20 protein-coding genes are annotated in these 19,369 nt (G+C 54.3%); 16 read left to right on the forward strand and 4 right to left on the reverse strand.

Features of this window, described 5'->3' with window-relative positions:
* Positions 1 to 28: 28 nt before the first annotated feature.
* The 10 genes from livH to ugpQ all read left to right on the forward strand — a co-directional run bounded on the left by livH (position 29) and on the right by ugpQ (position 9,327).
* On the forward strand, positions 29 to 955 hold the full coding sequence (livH, locus tag HV311_RS01475) for a high-affinity branched-chain amino acid ABC transporter permease LivH (RefSeq protein ID WP_003023435.1): 927 nt from the start codon (positions 29 to 31) through the stop codon (positions 953 to 955).
* Entirely contained in the window at positions 952 to 2,229 is a 1,278-nt protein-coding gene (gene livM, locus HV311_RS01480; protein ID WP_016154835.1) for a branched chain amino acid ABC transporter permease LivM, read from the forward strand. The genes livH and livM overlap by 4 nt, the downstream gene beginning before the upstream one ends.
* Positions 2,226 to 2,993, forward strand: a complete 768-nt coding sequence (gene livG, locus HV311_RS01485) for a high-affinity branched-chain amino acid ABC transporter ATP-binding protein LivG (RefSeq protein WP_003023438.1) — start codon at positions 2,226 to 2,228, stop codon at positions 2,991 to 2,993. The genes livM and livG overlap by 4 nt, the downstream gene beginning before the upstream one ends.
* Positions 2,994 to 3,010: 17 nt before the next feature.
* Positions 3,011 to 3,724 (forward strand): high-affinity branched-chain amino acid ABC transporter ATP-binding protein LivF, encoded by a 714-nt coding sequence (gene livF / locus HV311_RS01490; RefSeq protein ID WP_085951092.1) that lies wholly within the window; start codon positions 3,011 to 3,013, stop codon positions 3,722 to 3,724.
* Between the two features lie 101 nt (positions 3,725 to 3,825).
* Complete coding sequence (locus HV311_RS01495) at positions 3,826 to 4,107, forward strand: hypothetical protein (RefSeq protein ID WP_046274511.1); 282 nt, start codon at positions 3,826 to 3,828, stop codon at positions 4,105 to 4,107.
* Between the two features lie 248 nt (positions 4,108 to 4,355).
* Positions 4,356 to 5,672 carry a sn-glycerol-3-phosphate ABC transporter substrate-binding protein UgpB gene (gene ugpB / locus HV311_RS01500; protein ID WP_016154831.1) on the forward strand — a complete coding sequence of 439 codons (1,317 nt, stop codon included), beginning with the start codon at positions 4,356 to 4,358 and terminating at the stop codon, positions 5,670 to 5,672.
* A gap of 112 nt (positions 5,673 to 5,784) precedes the next feature.
* Positions 5,785 to 6,672 carry a sn-glycerol-3-phosphate ABC transporter permease UgpA gene (gene ugpA, locus HV311_RS01505; RefSeq protein WP_016154830.1) on the forward strand — a complete coding sequence of 296 codons (888 nt, stop codon included), beginning with the start codon at positions 5,785 to 5,787 and terminating at the stop codon, positions 6,670 to 6,672.
* The gene (gene ugpE / locus HV311_RS01510) at positions 6,669 to 7,514 is read left to right on the forward strand and encodes a sn-glycerol-3-phosphate ABC transporter permease UgpE (RefSeq protein WP_003023450.1); all 846 of its coding nucleotides are present in this window, start codon (positions 6,669 to 6,671) and stop codon (positions 7,512 to 7,514) included. Before ugpA ends, ugpE begins: the two co-directional genes overlap by 4 nt.
* A 2-nt stretch (positions 7,515 to 7,516) precedes the next feature.
* Complete coding sequence (locus HV311_RS01515; RefSeq protein ID WP_016154829.1) at positions 7,517 to 8,587, forward strand: sn-glycerol-3-phosphate import ATP-binding protein UgpC; 1,071 nt, start codon at positions 7,517 to 7,519, stop codon at positions 8,585 to 8,587.
* Entirely contained in the window at positions 8,584 to 9,327 is a 744-nt protein-coding gene (ugpQ, locus tag HV311_RS01520) for a glycerophosphodiester phosphodiesterase (RefSeq protein WP_019078127.1), read from the forward strand. The genes HV311_RS01515 and ugpQ overlap by 4 nt, the downstream gene beginning before the upstream one ends.
* Here ugpQ and HV311_RS01525 read toward each other — a convergent pair.
* Positions 9,324 to 9,764: a DUF2756 family protein gene (locus HV311_RS01525; RefSeq protein ID WP_049283113.1), complete on the reverse strand. Its 441-nt coding sequence runs from the start codon at positions 9,762 to 9,764 to the stop codon at positions 9,324 to 9,326. The genes ugpQ and HV311_RS01525 overlap by 4 nt on opposite strands.
* Positions 9,765 to 9,882: 118 nt before the next feature.
* On the opposite strand from HV311_RS01525, the gene ggt reads away from it, so the two are divergent.
* Positions 9,883 to 11,628, forward strand: a complete 1,746-nt coding sequence (gene ggt / locus HV311_RS01530) for a gamma-glutamyltransferase (RefSeq protein WP_046274514.1) — start codon at positions 9,883 to 9,885, stop codon at positions 11,626 to 11,628.
* Between the two features lie 167 nt (positions 11,629 to 11,795).
* On the opposite strand, the gene HV311_RS01535 is transcribed toward ggt, so the two are convergent.
* Entirely contained in the window at positions 11,796 to 12,698 is a 903-nt protein-coding gene (locus HV311_RS01535) for a hypothetical protein (protein ID WP_191220637.1), read from the reverse strand.
* A gap of 46 nt (positions 12,699 to 12,744) precedes the next feature.
* Complete coding sequence (gene yhhY, locus HV311_RS01540; RefSeq protein WP_016154824.1) at positions 12,745 to 13,233, reverse strand: N-acetyltransferase; 489 nt, start codon at positions 13,231 to 13,233, stop codon at positions 12,745 to 12,747.
* A 456-nt stretch (positions 13,234 to 13,689) separates the two neighbouring features.
* Here yhhY and HV311_RS01545 point away from each other — a divergent pair, with 456 nt between their 5' ends.
* From HV311_RS01545 to gntU, 5 genes are all read left to right on the forward strand, one after another.
* Positions 13,690 to 14,727, forward strand: a complete 1,038-nt coding sequence (locus HV311_RS01545; protein ID WP_191220638.1) for an oxidoreductase — start codon at positions 13,690 to 13,692, stop codon at positions 14,725 to 14,727.
* Between the two features lie 123 nt (positions 14,728 to 14,850).
* On the forward strand, positions 14,851 to 15,546 hold the full coding sequence (yhhW, locus tag HV311_RS01550) for a quercetin 2,3-dioxygenase (RefSeq protein ID WP_016154822.1): 696 nt from the start codon (positions 14,851 to 14,853) through the stop codon (positions 15,544 to 15,546).
* Positions 15,547 to 15,769: 223 nt separating this feature from the next.
* Positions 15,770 to 16,765, forward strand: a complete 996-nt coding sequence (gene gntR / locus HV311_RS01555; protein ID WP_016157654.1) for a gluconate operon transcriptional repressor GntR — start codon at positions 15,770 to 15,772, stop codon at positions 16,763 to 16,765.
* Between the two features lie 141 nt (positions 16,766 to 16,906).
* Positions 16,907 to 17,437 carry a gluconokinase gene (gene gntK, locus HV311_RS01560; protein ID WP_003023475.1) on the forward strand — a complete coding sequence of 177 codons (531 nt, stop codon included), beginning with the start codon at positions 16,907 to 16,909 and terminating at the stop codon, positions 17,435 to 17,437.
* Positions 17,437 to 18,777, forward strand: a complete 1,341-nt coding sequence (gene gntU, locus HV311_RS01565) for a gluconate transporter (RefSeq protein ID WP_016154820.1) — start codon at positions 17,437 to 17,439, stop codon at positions 18,775 to 18,777. Before gntK ends, gntU begins: the two co-directional genes overlap by 1 nt.
* 94 nt (positions 18,778 to 18,871) lie before the next feature.
* Here gntU and HV311_RS01570 read toward each other — a convergent pair whose 3' ends face one another.
* Positions 18,872 to 19,318, reverse strand: coding sequence for a hypothetical protein (locus HV311_RS01570; protein ID WP_181633148.1), 447 nt, complete (start codon positions 19,316 to 19,318; stop codon positions 18,872 to 18,874).
* Positions 19,319 to 19,369 lie beyond the last annotated feature (51 nt).

Genomic DNA, 19,369 nt, shown 5'->3' on the forward strand with positions numbered 1-19,369 from the left:
AAACGGGCGGGTTAAGAAAGGTTACCTTATGTCCGAGCAGTTCCTCTATTTCTTGCAGCAGATGTTTAACGGCGTCACGCTGGGAAGCACCTACGCGCTGATCGCTATCGGTTACACGATGGTGTACGGCATTATCGGCATGATCAACTTCGCCCACGGCGAGGTGTATATGATCGGCAGCTATGTCTCCTTTATGATCATCGCTGCGCTAATGATGATGGGTATTGATTCCAGCTGGCTACTGGTCGCGGCGGGCTTTGTCGGCGCGATTGTGATTGCCAGCGCCTACGGCTGGAGCATTGAACGCGTAGCGTATCGGCCCGTGCGCAGCTCTAAGCGCCTGATCGCGCTGATTTCCGCTATCGGGATGTCCATCTTCCTGCAAAACTACGTCAGCCTGACGGAAGGTTCGCGCGATGTGGCGCTGCCCAGCCTGTTTAACGGCCAGTGGACCGTCGGCAGTAGCGAAAACTTCTCTGCTTCCATCACCACTATGCAGTTGGTTATCTGGATTGTAACCTTCCTGGCGATGCTGGCGCTGACGCTGTTTATCCGTTACTCCCGTATGGGCCGTGCCTGCCGAGCCTGCGCGGAAGACCTGAAAATGGCCAGCCTGCTCGGCATAAATACCGATCGCGTGATTGCACTGACCTTTGTGATTGGCGCGGCAATGGCGGCGGTAGCGGGCGTACTGCTCGGCCAGTTCTACGGCGTAATTAACCCCTATATCGGCTTTATGGCCGGGATGAAAGCCTTTACCGCGGCGGTACTGGGCGGCATCGGCAGCATTCCTGGGGCGATGATCGGCGGTCTGATTCTGGGTGTCGCGGAAGCGCTCTCCTCTGCTTATCTGAGTACCGAATACAAAGACGTGGTTTCATTCGCGCTGCTGATTCTGGTGCTGCTGGTGATGCCGACCGGTATTCTGGGTCGCCCGGAGGTAGAGAAAGTATGAAACCGATGCATTTTGCAATGGCGCTGCTCTCTGCCGCTATGTTCTTCATCCTGGCGGGCGTCTTTATGGGCGTCCAGTTGGAGCTTGACGGCACCAAACTGGTGGTGGATACCGCCGCGGATATCCGCTGGCAGTGGGTGTTTATCGGCACTGGCGTGGTCTTTCTCTTCCAACTGTTGCGTCCAGCTTTCCAGAAGGGCCTGAAGAGCGTCTCCGGACCGAAGTTTATTCTGCCGGCGATTGATGGCTCCACCGTTAAACAGAAGCTATTCCTGGTCGCGCTGCTGGTGATTGCCGTGGCGTGGCCGTTTATGGTGTCGCGCGGTACGGTTGATATTGCCACGTTGACGATGATTTATATCATCCTCGGCCTCGGCTTAAACGTGGTGGTGGGGCTTTCCGGTCTGCTGGTGCTGGGTTACGGCGGCTTCTATGCCATCGGTGCTTACACCTTCGCGCTGCTGAACCACTATTACGGACTCGGCTTCTGGACCTGTCTGCCGCTGGCGGGGCTGGTTTCCGCTGCTGCGGGCTTTATGCTCGGCTTCCCGGTACTGCGCCTGCGCGGTGACTATCTGGCGATTGTGACTTTAGGCTTCGGCGAAATCGTCCGTATCCTGCTGCTCAACAACACCGAAGTGACCGGTGGGCCGAACGGTATCAGCCAGATCCCCAAACCGACCTTTTTCGGTCTGGAGTTCAGCCGTACTGCCCGTGAAGGTGGCTGGGATACCTTCAGCAACTTCTTTAACGTGAAGTACGATCCCTCTGACCGCGTGATTTTCCTCTATCTGGTGGCGCTGCTGCTGGTGGTCTTCTCGCTGTTTGTCATCAACCGTCTGCTGCGTATGCCGTTGGGTCGTGCGTGGGAAGCGCTGCGCGAAGATGAAATAGCCTGTCGCTCGTTGGGCTTAAACCCTACGCGCATCAAGCTGACCGCTTTTACCATCAGCGCCGCGTTTGCCGGTTTTGCCGGTACGTTGTTTGCCGCGCGTCAGGGTTTTGTCAGCCCGGAATCCTTCACCTTTGCCGAGTCGGCCTTTGTGCTGGCGATTGTGGTACTGGGCGGAATGGGCTCACAGTTTGCAGTGATCCTCGCGGCCATCCTGCTGGTGGTGTCACGCGAGCTGATGCGTGATTTCAATGAATACAGCATGTTAATGCTGGGTGGTTTAATGGTACTGATGATGATCTGGCGTCCGCAGGGCTTGTTGCCGATGACCCGTCCGCAGTTGAAGCTGAAAAACGGGGAAGCAAAAGGAGAGCAGGCATGAGTCAGCCATTATTATCCGTCAACGGCCTGATGATGCGCTTCGGCGGTCTGCTAGCGGTAAACAACGTTGAACTGGAGCTGAGACCACAGGAGATCGTCTCGTTAATCGGGCCAAACGGCGCGGGAAAAACCACGGTCTTTAACTGCCTGACCGGTTTTTATAAGCCGACGGGTGGGACGATTAAGCTGCGCGACCAGCATCTGGAAGGGCTGCCGGGTCAACAAATTGCGCGGATGGGCGTGGTGCGTACTTTCCAGCACGTGCGTCTGTTTCGCGAAATGACGGTGATTGAAAACCTGCTGGTGGCGCAACATCAGCAGCTGAAAACCGGCGTCTTCTCCGGCCTGTTGAAAACCCCGTCGTTCCGTCGCGCGCAGAGTGAAGCGTTGGATCGCGCCGCCACCTGGCTGGAGCGTATTGGTTTGCTGGAGCACGCCAACCGTCAGGCCAGTAACCTGGCCTACGGCGACCAGCGCCGTCTGGAGATTGCACGTTGCATGGTGACCCAGCCGGAAATCCTGATGCTCGACGAACCCGCCGCAGGCCTCAACCCGAAAGAGACCAAAGAGCTGGACGAGCTGATTGCTGAACTGCGTAACCATCACAACACCACTATTTTGTTGATTGAGCACGACATGAAGCTGGTGATGGGTATTTCCGACCGTATTTACGTGGTGAATCAGGGCACGCCGCTGGCGAACGGGACGCCGGAACAGATTCGTAACAACCCGGACGTGATCCGCGCCTATTTAGGTGAAGCATAATGGTGGTGACGCATAATATGGAAAAAGTCATGTTGTCCTTTGACAAAGTCAGCGCCCACTACGGCAAGATACAGGCGCTGCACGACGTCAGCTTGTATATCAATCAGGGTGAAATCGTGACGCTTATCGGCGCCAACGGCGCCGGAAAAACCACGCTGCTTGGTACGCTGTGCGGCGATCCGCGAGCGACAAGTGGGCGAATTGTCTTTGATGGTAAAGACATTACCGACTGGCAGACGGCGAAAATCATGCGCGAAGCGGTAGCGATTGTTCCGGAAGGGCGTCGCGTGTTTTCCCGCATGACGGTGGAAGAGAACCTGGCGATGGGCGGCTTCTTTGCCGAAAAGGACCAGTTTCAGGAACGCATCAAGTGGGTGTATGACCTGTTTCCCCGCCTGCATGAACGTCGAATTCAGCGTGCGGGCACGATGTCCGGCGGTGAACAGCAGATGCTGGCGATAGGCCGTGCGCTGATGAGTCAGCCGCGGCTGCTGCTGCTTGATGAGCCGTCGCTGGGTCTGGCGCCGATTATCATCCAGCAGATCTTCAACACCATCGAACAACTGCGCGAGCAGGGGATGACAATCTTCCTCGTCGAACAGAACGCTAACCAGGCGCTGAAGCTCGCCGATCGCGGCTACGTGCTGGAAAACGGTCATGTGGTGTTGGAAGACACTGGTGATGCGTTACTGGCTAACGAAGCAGTGCGCAGCGCGTATCTGGGCGGTTAACATTCTCTGAATGGACAAGGGGGCCTGATATGGCCCCTTTTTATTGCTCTATGTTATTATTGAGAATAGTTATCAATAATAAAAGTGAACATGGAGAAAGGATGATACGTTCCGGTATCTGCATGATGATTGGCGGTTTGTTTTGGACGCTTTCATCAAATACCCTGGCCTTAACACCGCCAGCGTTCGACCCGCGCGACCCTTCAATCTGGGAAGAGAAACCGGACAACTCGTTAGCCCAGTCCAGCTCGCCCTGTGAAGTGTTCACCACCTCTGTCTGCCCGGGCTGGGAAGATGAGAAATCGGATATTCAGCGCGAACGTGAGCGGCGGGAACAGCAGCGTTTACAGAATGAATATGAACGACGCTGGCGTAAAGATTAATGTTCCTTGCTGGCTGCAACAGATAACGTCATCCTGGCCGGGTAAGACATAGCGCTACCCGGCTTTGTTGTGCACCACCCCGCATTTTCCTGTCACTACGCTTTCACCGCCTTGCCATCTGTTTGTCGCCTTACTATCTTTTTTTTGTAATAAAAAAGTTATTTTTCTGTCATTCGAGCATGTCATGTTACCCCCGCGAGCATAAAACGAGTGATATCGCGCATCCGGCACAACAAGAGAGATAACCGATGATATCGTTACGACATACAGCTTTAGGACTGGCACTTAGCCTGGCGTTTGCAGGTCAGGCTCTGGCCGTCACCACTATCCCGTTCTGGCACTCAATGGAAGGTGAACTGGGTAAAGAAGTTGATTCACTGGCGCAACGTTTTAATGCCGCCAATCCCGACTACAAAATTGTTCCGCAGTACAAAGGCAACTACGAGCAGAGCCTGAGCGCAGGTATTGCGGCTTTCCGTACCGGAAACGCACCTGCGCTACTGCAGGTTTATGAAGTGGGCACGGCAACGATGATGGCCTCGAAAGCCATTAAACCGGTCTATGAAGTATTCAAAGAGGCTGGTATTAACTTCGATGAGTCTCAGTTCGTGCCGACGGTTTCCGGTTATTACACCGACTCTAAAAGCGGACACTTACTCTCCCAGCCGTTTAACAGCTCCACGCCGGTGCTGTACTACAACAAAGATGCCTTCAAAAAAGCCGGTTTAGACCCTGAGCAGCCGCCAAAAACCTGGCAGGATCTGGCGGAATACACCGCGAAGCTGAAAGCAGCAGGCATGAAGTGCGGTTACGCCAGCGGCTGGCAGGGATGGATTCAGATTGAAAACTTCAGCGCCTGGAATGGTCTGCCGGTGGCCACCAAAAACAACGGCTTTGACGGTACTGACGCGGTGCTGGAATTCAATAAACCGGAACAGGTGAAACATATCGCCCTGCTGGAAGAGTTGAACAAAAAAGGGGATTTCAGCTACTTCGGGCGTAAAGACGAGTCTACCGAGAAGTTCTATAACGGGGATTGTGCCATTACCACTGCCTCTTCCGGTTCTCTGGCTGACATCCGCCACTACGCCAAATTCAACTATGGCGTCGGCATGATGCCGTACGATGCCGATGTGAAGGGCGCGCCGCAGAACGCGATTATCGGGGGAGCCAGCCTGTGGGTGATGCAGGGTAAAGACAAAGCAACCTACGAAGGCGTGGCGCAGTTCCTCAACTTCCTGGCGAAGCCTGAAATTGCTGCCGAATGGCACCAGAAGACCGGCTACCTGCCCATTACCACCGCCGCGTACGACTTGACCCGCGAGCAGGGCTTCTATGATAAGAACCCTGGGGCTGATATCGCCACCCGCCAGATGCTGAACAAGCCACCGTTGCCGTTCACCAAAGGGCTGCGTCTGGGCAACATGCCGCAGATCCGCACCATCGTAGATGAAGAGCTGGAAAGCGTCTGGACCGGGAAGAAAACCCCGCAGCAGGCGCTGGATGCTGCCGTTGAGCGTGGCAATCAGTTACTGCGCCGCTTTGAGCAATCGACTAAATCGTAATGTGAAATGCCGGGTGGCGGCTGCGACTTACCCGGCCTACAAATGCGTGTAGTTTGTAGGCCGGATACGGTGTGTGCACCGCAATCTGGCACCTTCCAGGAAAAGAACCTACATGTCTTCATCCCGTCCGGTGTTCCGCTCGCGCTGGCTTCCCTATTTGCTGGTGGCCCCGCAGCTGGTTATCACCGTTATTTTCTTTATCTGGCCCGCCGGTGAAGCGCTGTGGTACTCACTACAATCCGTTGATCCGTTTGGTCTTTCTAGCCAGTTTGTCGGACTGGAAAACTTTATCGCGCTGTTTCATGACCCGTACTACCTTGATTCATTCTGGACCACCATTAAGTTCAGTACGTTAGTCACGGTAAGCGGTTTGCTGGTGTCGTTATTTTTTGCGGCGCTGGTGAATTACGTGGTGCGCGGCAGCCGTTTTTACCAGACGCTGATGCTGTTGCCTTATGCCGTCGCGCCCGCCGTCGCCGCCGTATTGTGGATCTTCCTGTTTAACCCAGGGCGCGGGCTGATTACCCATTTTCTCGGTGAGTTTGGCTATGACTGGAACCATGCGCAAAACAGCGGTCAGGCGATGTTTCTGGTGGTGTTTGCGTCGGTCTGGAAGCAGATTAGTTACAACTTCCTGTTCTTCTTTGCCGCACTACAGTCTATTCCGCGGTCGCTGATTGAAGCCGCCGCGATTGATGGTGCGGGACCGGTTCGCCGCTTCTTTAAGCTGGCGCTGCCGCTGATTGCACCGGTCAGCTTCTTTCTGCTGGTGGTGAATCTGGTTTATGCCTTCTTTGATACCTTCCCGGTGATCGATGCCGCCACGGCGGGTGGGCCGGTACAGGCGACCACTACGTTGATTTATAAGATCTATCGCGAAGGCTTTGTCGGGCTGGATCTCTCCGCCTCGGCCGCCCAATCGGTAGTGCTGATGTTCCTGGTCATTATTTTGACGGTGGTGCAGTTCCGCTATGTGGAAAGTAAGGTGCGTTACCAATGATTGAGAATCGTCGTGGGCTGACAATATTCAGCCATGCCATGCTGATTATGGGGATCATGGTGATCCTGTTTCCGCTGTACGTCGCGTTTGTCGCGGCGACGCTGGATAACAAAGCAGTCTTTGAAACGCCGATGACGCTGGTTCCCGGCACACAGCTGCTGGAAAACATGAAATACATCTGGGTCAACGGCGTGGGCGTCAACAGCGCGCCGTTCTGGCTGATGATGCTCAACAGTTTCATCATGGCGTTCAGTATTACAGTAGGGAAAATCACCGTCTCTATGCTCTCCGCATTCGCCATCGTCTGGTTCCGCTTTCCACTGCGTAACCTGTTCTTCTGGATGATTTTTATCACGCTGATGCTGCCGGTCGAGGTGCGTATTTTCCCGACGGTGGAAGTGATCGCCAACCTGAAAATGCTCGACAGCTATGCGGGTCTGACGCTGCCGTTAATGGCATCGGCGACTGCGACGTTCCTGTTCCGGCAGTTTTTTATGACCCTGCCGGATGAACTGGTTGAGGCGGCGCGTATTGACGGTGCGTCACCGATGCGTTTTTTCCGCGATATTGTACTACCGCTGTCAAAAACCAATCTGGCGGCGCTGTTTGTGATCACCTTTATCTACGGCTGGAACCAGTATCTGTGGCCGTTGTTAATTATTACCGATGTCAATTTGGGCACTGCGGTGGCAGGTATCAAAGGCATGATTGCTACTGGTGAAGGCACCACGCAGTGGAATCAGGTAATGGCAGCCATGCTGCTGACGCTCATCCCTCCGGTAATCATCGTGTTAGCCATGCAGCGTGCCTTCGTACGTGGCCTGGTCGATAGTGAGAAATAAAAATGGCTGGTTTAAAACTACAGGCAGTAACCAAAAGCTGGGACGGCAAAACCCAGGTGATTAAACCGCTGACACTGGATGTCGCGGACGGAGAATTTATCGTGATGGTTGGCCCATCCGGCTGCGGTAAGTCAACGCTGCTACGGATGGTGGCCGGGCTTGAACGGGTGAGCGGCGGCGATATCTGGATTGATAATAAACGCGTCACCGAAATGGAGCCTAAGGATCGCGGCATTGCGATGGTCTTTCAGAACTACGCGCTCTACCCACATATGAGCGTGGAAGAAAATATGGCCTGGGGGCTGAAAATCCGCGGGATGGGCAAGGAGCATATTGCCGAACGGGTGAAAGAGGCGGCGCGAATTCTCGAGCTGGGTGAACTGCTCAAGCGTCGTCCGCGCGAGCTTTCCGGCGGTCAGCGCCAGCGTGTGGCGATGGGGCGGGCGATTGTCCGTGACCCAGCGGTATTCCTGTTCGATGAGCCGCTGTCTAACCTCGATGCCAAGCTGCGCGTACAGATGCGTCTGGAGTTACAACATCTGCATCGCCGACTGAAAACCACCTCACTGTATGTGACGCACGATCAGGTTGAAGCGATGACCCTCGCCCAGCGGGTGATGGTGATGAACAAAGGCATTGCCGAGCAGATCGGCACGCCGGTTGAGGTATATGAAAAGCCTGCCAGCCGCTTTGTGGCGAGTTTTATCGGCAGCCCGGCGATGAATCTGCTGGACGGGCGCATCAGCGCCTCGGGCACCCATTTTGAGCTGGATGACGGCATGACGTTGCCCCTCGGCAGAAGCGCGAGGGAGTCTGGTGGGCGTAACATGACGTTGGGTATCCGCCCGGAGCATATTGCGCTAAGCTCGCAGGCCGAAGGCGGCGTGCCGTTGGTCGTCGACACGCTGGAAATGCTGGGAGCGGATAACCTGGCACACGGACGTTGGGGTGAGCAAAAGCTGGTGGTGCGACTGGCGCATCAGCATCGCCCGACGGCAGGCAGCACGCTGTGGCTGCATCTGCCAGAAAATCATCTGCATCTTTTTGATGGCGAAACAGGACAACGCGTATGAGTAACTGGCCTTACCCCCATATCGTCGCCCATCGCGGCGGCGGTAAGCTGGCACCGGAAAACACCCTGGCGGCGATCGACATGGGGGCGCGATACGGGCATACCATGATTGAGTTTGACGCTAAATTGTCGAAAGACGGTGAGATCTTCTTGCTGCATGACGACAACCTGGAACGCACCAGCAATGGTTGGGGTGTGGCAGGCGAGCTGAACTGGCAGGATTTATTGCGCGTGGACGCCGGTGGCTGGTTTAGCGGTGAGTTTAAAGGCGAACCGCTACCGCTGCTCTCGCAAGTGGCCGAGCGCTGCCGTCAGCACGGTATGATGGCGAATATTGAAATTAAACCCACCACCGGCACCGGAACGTTAACCGGCAAAGCCGTAGCGCTGGCCGCTCGGGAACTGTGGGCGGGAATGACACCACCGCTGTTGTCATCCTTTGAAATTGACGCGCTTGCAGCGGCGCAGCAGGCGGCGCCTGAACTGCCGAGAGGCTTACTGCTTGATGAGTGGCGCGAGGACTGGCGTGAGCTGACAACGCGGCTGGGCTGCGTCTCTATTCATCTTAATCACAAGCTGCTGGATGAAGCGCGCGTGGATGCGCTGCGCGACGCAGGGCTGCGTATTCTGGTGTATACCGTCAACCGACCCCAGCGCGCGGCGGAACTGCTGCGCTGGGGAGTGGACTGCATCTGTACCGATGCCATTGATACGATTGGTCCGGATTTCCAGCCCTGTTAAGGCCCAATTGTTTTTAACGGAACGTTAGGCTGCGGCGTGCTGGAGGGCTTCAGCATGTCGCCGTTCTTTTTCTCCGACAGCATATGTTGCTTATTCAGCGAGCTGTCCGGGTTACGGGTTCCACTTAACATCCCACCGTTGCTGTTGGGCAACATTTGCTGCTGGCTGGAATTAAATTCACCAGGCTGGGACTGAAGGACGCGCTGGGAGTTGGTATTGATTTGGTTTTCCATATGCTGTTGTTGCATACGCGTCTGCGTTTGCAACTGCTGATTGAGCATCCCTTTCTGCTGAATCTGCTGCGATTGCATTTGGGTTTGCATACGCTGCTGGCTCGGGATCTGATAACCGGGTTGATTCGGGTTATTCATGGTGTTGATGGGCTGTGCAAAGCCTGCAAACGGCAACAGCATGGCTAAAAGTAAGAGTCGTTTCATCGCTTTTCTCCTCTCGGGGATCTCTTAAGTTTACTCCTTTCTCGCCGTTACGATGATTATTTCAGAGTTATGCACCAGGCTTAGTGGGGGCTGACCCCCATACATCTGGAGAATAACGATGATAAAACCGACGTTTTTACGCCGGGTAGCCATTGCTGCTCTGCTCTCAGGAAGTTGTTTTAGCGTTGCTGCCGCTCCGGCTGCACCGCCGCCGGTATCATACGGTGTTGAGGAGGATGTGTTCCATCCCGTGCGTGCGCAGCAGGGGATGGTGGCCTCCGTGGATGCGCTTGCCACTCAGGTGGGGGTGGATATTCTTAAACAGGGTGGGAATGCCGTCGATGCCGCCGTGGCCGTTGGCTACGCGCTGGCGGTGACGCATCCCCAGGCGGGCAATCTGGGCGGTGGCGGTTTTATGCTGCTGCGTACCAAAGATGGTAACACCACAGCGATTGATTTTCGCGAAATGGCCCCTGCTGGCGCGACCCGCGACATGTTCCTTGATGAGCAGGGCAACGCCGATGCGAAAAAGTCGCTGACGTCGCATCTGGCATCCGGTACGCCAGGTACCGTCGCGGGTTTCTCGCTGGCGCTGGAGAAATACGGCACGATGCCGCTGAACAAAGTGGTACGTCCGGCGATGAAGCTGGCGGAAGAGGGCTTTGTGGTTAATGACGCACTGGCCGACGATCTGAAAACCTATGGCAGTGAAGTGCTCCCTAATCACGAGAACAGCAAAGCCATTTTCTGGAAAGACGGCGAGCCACTGAAAAAAGGCGATAAGCTGGTGCAAAAGAACCTGGCGAAAAGCCTGGAAATGATTGCCGAAAGCGGCCCGGATGCGTTTTATAAAGGGGCTATTGCCGATCAGATCGCCGGGGAAATGCAGAAGAACGGCGGGCTGATGACCAAAGAGGACTTAGCCAGCTATAAAGCCGTGGAGCGTACGCCGATTAGCGGTGACTATCGCGGGTATCAGGTCTTCTCCATGCCGCCGCCGTCCTCTGGCGGTATTCACATCGTGCAGATCCTCAATATTCTTGAAAACTTTGATATGAAGAAGTACGGGTTTGGCAGCGCCGACGCCATGCAGGTCATGGCTGAAGCGGAGAAATATGCCTACGCTGACCGCTCGGAGTATCTGGGCGATCCCGATTTTGTGAAAGTGCCATGGCAGGCTCTGACCAACAAAGCCTATGCTAAAACGCTTGCCGATCAGATTGATATCAACAAGGCTAAGCCTTCCAGCCAGATTAAACCTGGCAAGCTCGCCCCGTATGAAAGCAATCAGACCACTCACTTCTCGGTGGTGGATAAAGACGGCAATGCCGTGGCGGTGACCTATACCCTGAATACCACCTTCGGGACCGGTATTGTGGCGGGTAACACTGGCATTCTGCTCAATAATGAAATGGACGACTTCTCTGCCAAGCCGGGCGTACCGAACGTATACGGTCTGGTAGGCGGCGATGCCAACGCGGTCGGACCGAAGAAGCGTCCGCTGTCATCTATGTCGCCGACTATCGTGGTAAAAGATGGGAAAACCTGGCTGGTTACCGGCAGCCCAGGCGGGAGTCGAATTATCACTACTGTGCTGCAAATGGTGGTCAACAGCATTGATTTCGGGATGAACGTCGCCGAAGCGACCAACGCACCACGCTTCCATCATCAGTGGTTGCCGGACGAGCTTCGTATTGAGAAGGGCTTCAGCCCGGATACAATTAAGCTGCTGGAGCAAAAAGGACAGAAAGTGGCGCTGAAAGAAGCGATGGGCAGCACGCAGAGCATTATGGTTGGACCGGATGGCGCACTGTATGGCGCGTCCGACCCGCGTTCCGTGGATGATTTAACGGCGGGGTATTGAGGATAATGGCCCTCTTCGCTGGAAGAGGGCCGGTTTGGAAGGCCCAATGGCAGTTATTATAATTCATTGTCTCCAGGTAACCTTAGCTTCGTGTTGTTTTGCTCTCTTCGTAGTCTTGTAAATATTTCTCCAGCGGCCAGGCAGCGCCTAAACCAACGATTTCACCGCTATCTTTTATCGATGATGAATGGCGCATATCGCTGCAGCGATTCAGACCAGCGGAATATTTGGCTGCTTTTATCCTGCAGGTTTACGCGCTCTAAATCATAAAACCCGTGCGTTTTTGCCGAACGTATTTTGAGGATATATTTACTTTCGCTGATGTCGTGCTGTCTTGTACCGTCTTTATTCCACTCTCCGGCGATGTCCGTATATTGATAAACAAGGTCGGAATACACGTTGATTATCCTGTTGTCTTTGATCGCATAGAGCTCCAGCACTTCATAAAATGCGCCGCCGCCGGAATACGCATCAGAGTATCCACCGCGCACCCCAAACGCCAGCGTATCGGGTGCGATCCGGTACGGTGCCAGATCCAGTTTTGTATAATAGGCCAGCGGTCTGACGGACTCATCATCGCTCTCTTTTTCGGCGGTTTTATTCCACTCAGAGAGTTGGTTTAATGGTTTTTCCGAGCGTGCAATCGGCGTTAGCTGTTGGTTCTGCCAGGAAAAAACGCCGAGATATAATTTATTGGCGCGCCCGTTGCTGTAGTTTTCCGGACAGTTGTTATCCGCGTATTTCTTTGCCTGCCCGGCGTCGGCCGGATTGTCGGCGAAACAGGCGACACCGATATATTTGCCGTCTTTGCCCCAGGCTTTGGCACCCGTGAGGATCAGGTTGTCAGGATCTTCATTCGGCGCAACCCAGGCAATCCACGCGTTCTCAGATAATCCCTGTGGAAGCTCGCCAAATCCTTTGGCTGGGGTTGCTCCCGCCATTTGCTCAGCAAAAATCTGTTTACCTTCCGGGTGTTGAATAGCGCTGGGCACGGAATCGAGATTTTGTACGGTAGTGGCGAAAGCAGGGGAGAGTGCTGCCAGCAACACCAGGAGAAGGTACTTTTTCACTCTTGCGTCCTTTCAATAAGAAGGGCGATAAGACTCGCCCTTACATTTATTTCATACGTGCCATAAAGTAGGCATCAACGTATTCACCGTTGCGCAGGCCGTATTTCTTACCTGTGCCTTCGATTTCAAAGCCGTATTTCTTATACACCGCCACGGCCGGCTCATTATCAACAAATACCGTTAGCTCAATACGCTCGACGCGCAGCCAGTTGTCGCACATGTCGATCATCGTGCGAATCAACGCGCTGGCAACGCCGCGATTGTGCCACCGTGCATCCACGCAGATACCAAAATCGGCCACGTGGCTGCGCCGCGGGCGTTGCGCGACCTCAATACAGAGATGCCCCACGACGATATCGTCAATGCAGGCAACCAGTTGTTTGACCCCGGCTTGCTCGGTTAGCCTCGCTTGCCACATCTCGAGGGAAGGATGAGGAACCTGTAGGGTGTTGTGGTACACCTCCGGCTGGGCGTGGATCTGACGAATTGCGTCGTAATCTTTCGGTTCAGCGTGGCGTATCACTATCTCACTCATTCCTTATCTCCAGCAGGGTTAATTGTGTATTTACACTCGCTGAGAAAGAAAATTCCGTCAACTGCATTTTTTTGCAAAAAGAAGTAGACAAGTGCGAATGAGAATGATTATTATTGCTCTGCGTTCAGGGGAACCCCTACGGAGAACCTGAAAGCACGACATTGCTCACATTGCTTCCAGTATTACTTTAGCCAGCTTTTGCTGGCTTTTTTTTTGAGGTTTTGTGTCTGCCTGGCTTACTTGCCATTTCGTCCCCGGGAAGTGCTCGTGCTCCTCACGTACATTTAGTACGCTCCGGGCCCTGCGCGCTTGCCGTGAACAAACTGCCTGCGACGCCGACGGCCGATCCTGTCGCCCTGTGGTGCAGTTCAAGCGCCATCCGGCAAAGAATCCAACATTCAGTCTCCAGCCGCTTTGCGCTATGGTGTAGACAATCACCTTCGAAAGGATCGTCTCATGGCCTTACACTGCGCATTTATTGGTTTTGGTAAAAGCACCACTCGCTACCATTTGCCGTACGTCCTCAACCGCAAAAATAGCTGGCATGTCGCGCACATTTTTCGCCGCCACGCCAAGCCGGAAGAGCAGGCGCCACAATATTCACATATTCACTTCACCAGTGACCTTGACGAGATCTTAAACGATCCGCAGGTGAAGCTGGTGATCGTCTGTACCCATGCTGACAGCCATTTTGAATACGCCAAACGCGCGCTGGAAGCGGGTAAAAACGTGTTGGTTGAGAAACCCTTCACGCCGACGCTTGCGCAAGCAAAAGCACTGTTCGAACTGGCGCAAAGCAAAGGGCTGACCGTTACGCCATATCAGAACCGTCGTTTTGATTCCTGCTTCCTCACCGCTAAAAAAGCGATTGAGAGCGGCAAGCTCGGTGAAATTGTTGAGGTTGAAAGCCATTTCGATTACTACCGCCCCGTGGCGGAAACCAAGCCGGGACTGCCGCAGGACGGCGCATTCTATGGTCTGGGCGTACACACCATGGATCAGATTATCTCGCTGTTCGGTCGTCCCGATTGCGTGGCCTATGACATCCGCAGCCTGCGCAACAAAGCGAACCCGGATGATACCTTTGAAGCACAGCTGTTCTACGGCTCCCTGAAAGCCATTGTTAAAACCAGTCACTTGGTGAAAATCGACTATCCGAAGTTTATCGTTCACGGTACCAAAGGCTCGTTTGTGAAGTACGGCATCGACCAGCAGGAAACCAGCCTGAAGGCCAATATCATGCCAGGTGAGCCAGGTTTCGCTGCTGACGATTCCATTGGGATGCTGGAGTACGTCAACGATGACGGCTTGACGGTAAAAGAAGAGGTGCAGCCGGAAGTGGGGGACTATGGTCGCGTCTATGATGCGCTTTACCAGACGCTGACAGCCGGTACGCCTAATTATGTCAAGGAATCTGAAGTTCTTACCAATCTGGAACTCCTCGAACGCGCCTTTGAACAGGCTTCTCCGGCGACGATAACTCTCGCCAAATAGCCTGCGCAGACTCTTCTGGGCTTGTTCATTTTTTTTGAACAGAGGAGTCAATTTTCACCCTCTATGATCCCCGGCGGATTGAGTCCACACTTACTCCATCGAAAACATCTGGGGGTGAACACAATGATCTACTTACGCAAAGCTAATGACCGTGGCCACGCTAATCATGGCTGGCTCGATTCCTGGCATACCTTCTCTTTTGCCAACTACTATGATCCAAATTTTATGGGGTTCTCGGCACTGCGCGTGATTAACGATGACGTGATCGACGCAGGTCAGGGCTTTGGTACTCATCCCCATAAAGACATGGAAATCCTGACTTACGTGCTGGAAGGCGCGGTGGAACATCAGGACAGCATGGGGAACAAAGAGCAGGTTCCGGCCGGTGAGTTCCAGATAATGAGCGCCGGGACGGGGATCCGTCACTCGGAGTACAACCCGAGCAATACTGAGAAGCTGCATCTGTATCAGATTTGGATCATGCCGCAGGAAAACGGTATTACCCCACGCTATGAGCAGCGCCGTTTTGATGCCGCTCAGGGTAAACAACTGGTGCTGTCGCCGGATGCCCGTGATGGCTCGCTGAAAGTGTACCAGGATATGGAACTGTACCGTTGGGCACTGATCAAAGATGAGCAGTCGGTGCATCAGATTGCCGCTGAACGCCGCGTCTGGATCCAGGTAGTAAAAGGTAACGTGACAATTAACGGGACCAAAGCGACCACCAGCGATGGTCTGGCAATCTGGGATGAGCAGGCCATTTCTATTCATGCCGACAGCGACAGCGAAGTGTTGTTGTTTGATCTGCCGCCAGTATAAATATACACGGCATGCTTAAAGCTGCATCTGTGTTGGCTTTCCTCGCTCACCCCGGTCGCGTACTTAATGTACGCTCCCGGGGATTTACTGCGTCGCCGCCTTGATGCAACTCGAATGATTTTGTGTATTTCTCACAATAAAAAACTCCTTTTTTTCTCTGCGAAGGTTCACGCACGTCCGTGGTAAACTGGGGGAATCTATCCCTTTTTAACGCTTCAGGACGATGAAAAAGAAAAGACCCGTACTTCAGGATGTAGCCGACCGCGTGGGCGTGACCAAAATGACGGTCAGCCGCTTTTTGCGTAACCCGGAGCAGGTCTCCGTGGCGCTGCGGGGCAAAATTGCCGCTGCACTTGATGAGCTGGGTTATATTCCCAATCGCGCTCCTGATATCCTTTCTAACGCCACCAGCCGCGCTATCGGCGTGCTGTTACCGTCTCTCACCAACCAGGTTTTTGCTGAAGTGCTACGCGGCATTGAGGCTGTCACTGACGCTCATGGTTATCAAACCATGCTGGCGCACTACGGCTATAAGCCTGAGATGGAACAAGAGCGTCTGGAATCAATGCTGTCGTGGAATATTGATGGCCTGATCCTCACCGAACGTAGCCATACGCCCCGTACGCTGAAAATGATTGAGGTTGCCGGTATCCCGGTGGTTGAGCTGATGGACAGCCAATCCCCATGCCTTGATATTGCCGTGGGCTTCGACAACTTCGAAGCCGCGCGTCAGATGACAGCCGCTATCATCGCCCGCGGGCACCGTCATGTTGCCTATCTTGGCGCACGCCTTGATGAACGTACTATCATCAAACAGAGAGGCTACGAGCAGGCAATGCGCGATGCCGACCTGGTGCCGTACAGCGTGATGGTGGAGCAGTCTTCTTCCTACTCCTCCGGTATTGAACTTATCCGTCAGGCGCGGCGTGAATACCCGCAGCTCGATGGTGTCTTTTGTACCAACGATGACCTGGCGGTAGGGGCGGCCTTCGAATGCCAGCGTTTAGGGCTGAAAATCCCTGATGACATGGCGATTGCCGGATTCCACGGTCACGACATCGGGCAGGTGATGGAGCCGCGTCTGGCGAGCGTGCTCACGCCGCGTGAACGCATGGGCAGCATTGGCGCAGAACGTCTGCTGGCGCGCATCCGCGGTGAAGCCGTCACACCTAAAATGTTAGATTTAGGTTTCACCTTGTCACCGGGCGGATCTATTTAAGCCAACAAGTTTGAAGTAGCTCACACTTATACACTTCGAGCACGAATGGATATTGCTTCTCTATTTATCCGGCTGGACAATGTTACCGATAACAGTTACCCGTAACAATTTCCTGATTCTTGTACCAGTGGGGGCAACGCTTTGAGCACGACTAATCATGATCACCACGTTTACGTTCTGATGGGCGTATCGGGCAGCGGTAAATCTGCTGTCGCCAGCGAAGTGGCGCATCAACTGCAGGCCGCGTTTCTTGATGGCGATTTTCTCCATCCGCGCAGCAACATCATGAAAATGGCTTCCGGTGAGCCACTCAACGATGACGACCGCAAACCGTGGTTACAGGCGTTGAATGACGCCGCCTTTGCGATGCAGCGTACCAACAAGGTTTCGCTGATCGTCTGTTCCGCCCTGAAAAAAGTCTATCGTGACCAGCTACGCGACGGTAACCCGAACCTCTCATTCATCTATCTGAAAGGGGATTTTGACGTTATCGAAAGCCGCCTGAAAGCGCGTAAAGGTCACTTCTTCAAAACGCAGATGCTGGTGACCCAGTTTGAAGCGCTGGAAGAACCGGGTGCGAATGAAAACGATGTACTGGTGGTCGATATCGATCAACCACTGGACGGTGTGGTCGCCAGCACCATTGAGGTTATTAACCAGGGCAGTAAGTAGTGAGTACATTAACGCTTGTTTTAACAGCAGTAGGGTCCGTTTTATTACTGCTGTTTTTAGTGATGAAGGCGCGTATGCACGCCTTCGTTGCTTTGATGGTGGTATCCATTGGTGCAGGTCTCTTTTCCGGTATGCCGCTCGATAAAATCGCGGCGACCATGGAAAAAGGGATGGGAGGCACGCTCGGTTTCCTGGCGATTGTTGTGGCGCTGGGGGCGATGTTCGGCAAGATTTTGCATGAGACCGGAGCTGTCGATCAGATTGCCGTCAAAATGCTGAAATCCTTCGGTCACAGCCGCGCACATTATGCGATTGGCCTGGCCGGTCTGATTTGCGCGCTGCCGCTATTCTTTGAGGTGGCGATTGTGCTGCTGATTAGCGTGGCATTCTCAATGGCGCGCCATACGGGGACAAACCTGGTTAAGCTTGTGATCCCGCTGTTTGCGGGCGTAGCGGCTGCTGCGGCATTTCTGCTGCCTGGGCCTGCGCCGATGCTGCTGGCCTCTCAGATGCACGCCGACTTTGGCTGGATGATCCTGATTGGCCTGTGTGCCGCGATTCCGGGCATGATTATCGCCGGGCCGCTGTGGGGGAATTTCATCAGCCGTTACGTCGAGCTGCACGTACCGGAAGATATTTCCGAGCCGCATTTGGGCGAAGGCAAAATGCCATCCTTTGGCTTCAGCTTATCGCTTATCCTGCTGCCGCTGGTTCTGGTGGGGCTGAAAACCATCGCCGCACGCTTTGTTCCGGTCGGTTCTACAACCTATGAATGGTTCGAGTTTATCGGTCACCCGTTTACCGCGATTCTGGTTGCCTGTCTGGTGGCGATTTACGGTCTGGCGGTGCGCCAGGGCATGCCAAAAGACCGCGTGATGGAGATCTGTGGTCATGCGCTGCAGCCGGCGGGGATTATTCTGCTGGTGATTGGTGCGGGCGGTGTGTTCAAACAGGTTCTGGTTGATTCTGGCGTCGGTCCGGCGCTGGGCGAAGCGTTAACCGGTATGGGTCTGCCGATTGCCATCACCTGCTTCGTGCTGGCGGCGGCGGTGCGTATCATTCAGGGTTCCGCGACTGTGGCCTGCTTAACGGCGGTCGGTCTGGTGATGCCGGTGATTGAGCAACTGAACTACTCCGGTGCCCAGATGGCGGCACTGTCTATCTGTATCGCGGGCGGCTCTATCGTGGTCAGCCACGTTAACGACGCTGGTTTCTGGTTGTTCGGTAAATTTACCGGTGCGACCGAAGCGCAAACGCTGAAGACCTGGACGATGATGGAAACCATCCTCGGCACGGTCGGTGCGATTGTCGGTATGATTGCCTTTCAGCTGTTGAGCTGATGGCATTGCCCGGTGGCGCTTACGCTTACCGGGCCTGGAAACGAGCACACATCCACACCGTAGGCCGGGTAAGCGCAAGCGCTACCCGGCTTTTTTATAGCACGACCAGCCCTTCTTCTGTTTTCAGCCAGCGCGGCGCTTTTAGCGTATCGGCGAAATAGCCCACCAGATCCTGCAGTAAGTCACCCGTCACTCGTTCCATCTCGTCAGACAGCGTTTTACTCATCAGCAGGTGCGTTAATAACTGACAGTAGCGCCCCATCTGGTCTGGTTCCGGCTCGAAAAGGGGAAAACGGGTCGGGAATGTTTCTACCGTCAGGCTCGCTTGCAGATGCTGCGGTACAGGCTCCGTTAAGGTCGGTTGCAATAACGCGAGACAGGCCGACAGACGTGCACAAATCGCCAGTTTTTCAACCGGGTCATGGCATTCAACCAGCCCTTCGACAAAACGCTCGCAGTTATCCGCCAGTTCGGTGAAATCCGTGGCAGGGCTAAAGGGCAGGGTAAATAAAGAGTGTGAAAAGAGAGGGGTAGTCGCCATAGGGCAGCCTCCAATGAGTCAAATTTTACCGCCACCTAAGGGACCAACCTT

This window comes from Citrobacter sp. RHBSTW-00881 (assembly GCF_013728515.1).
In the GTDB taxonomy this organism is placed as follows: domain Bacteria; phylum Pseudomonadota; class Gammaproteobacteria; order Enterobacterales; family Enterobacteriaceae; genus Citrobacter; species Citrobacter braakii.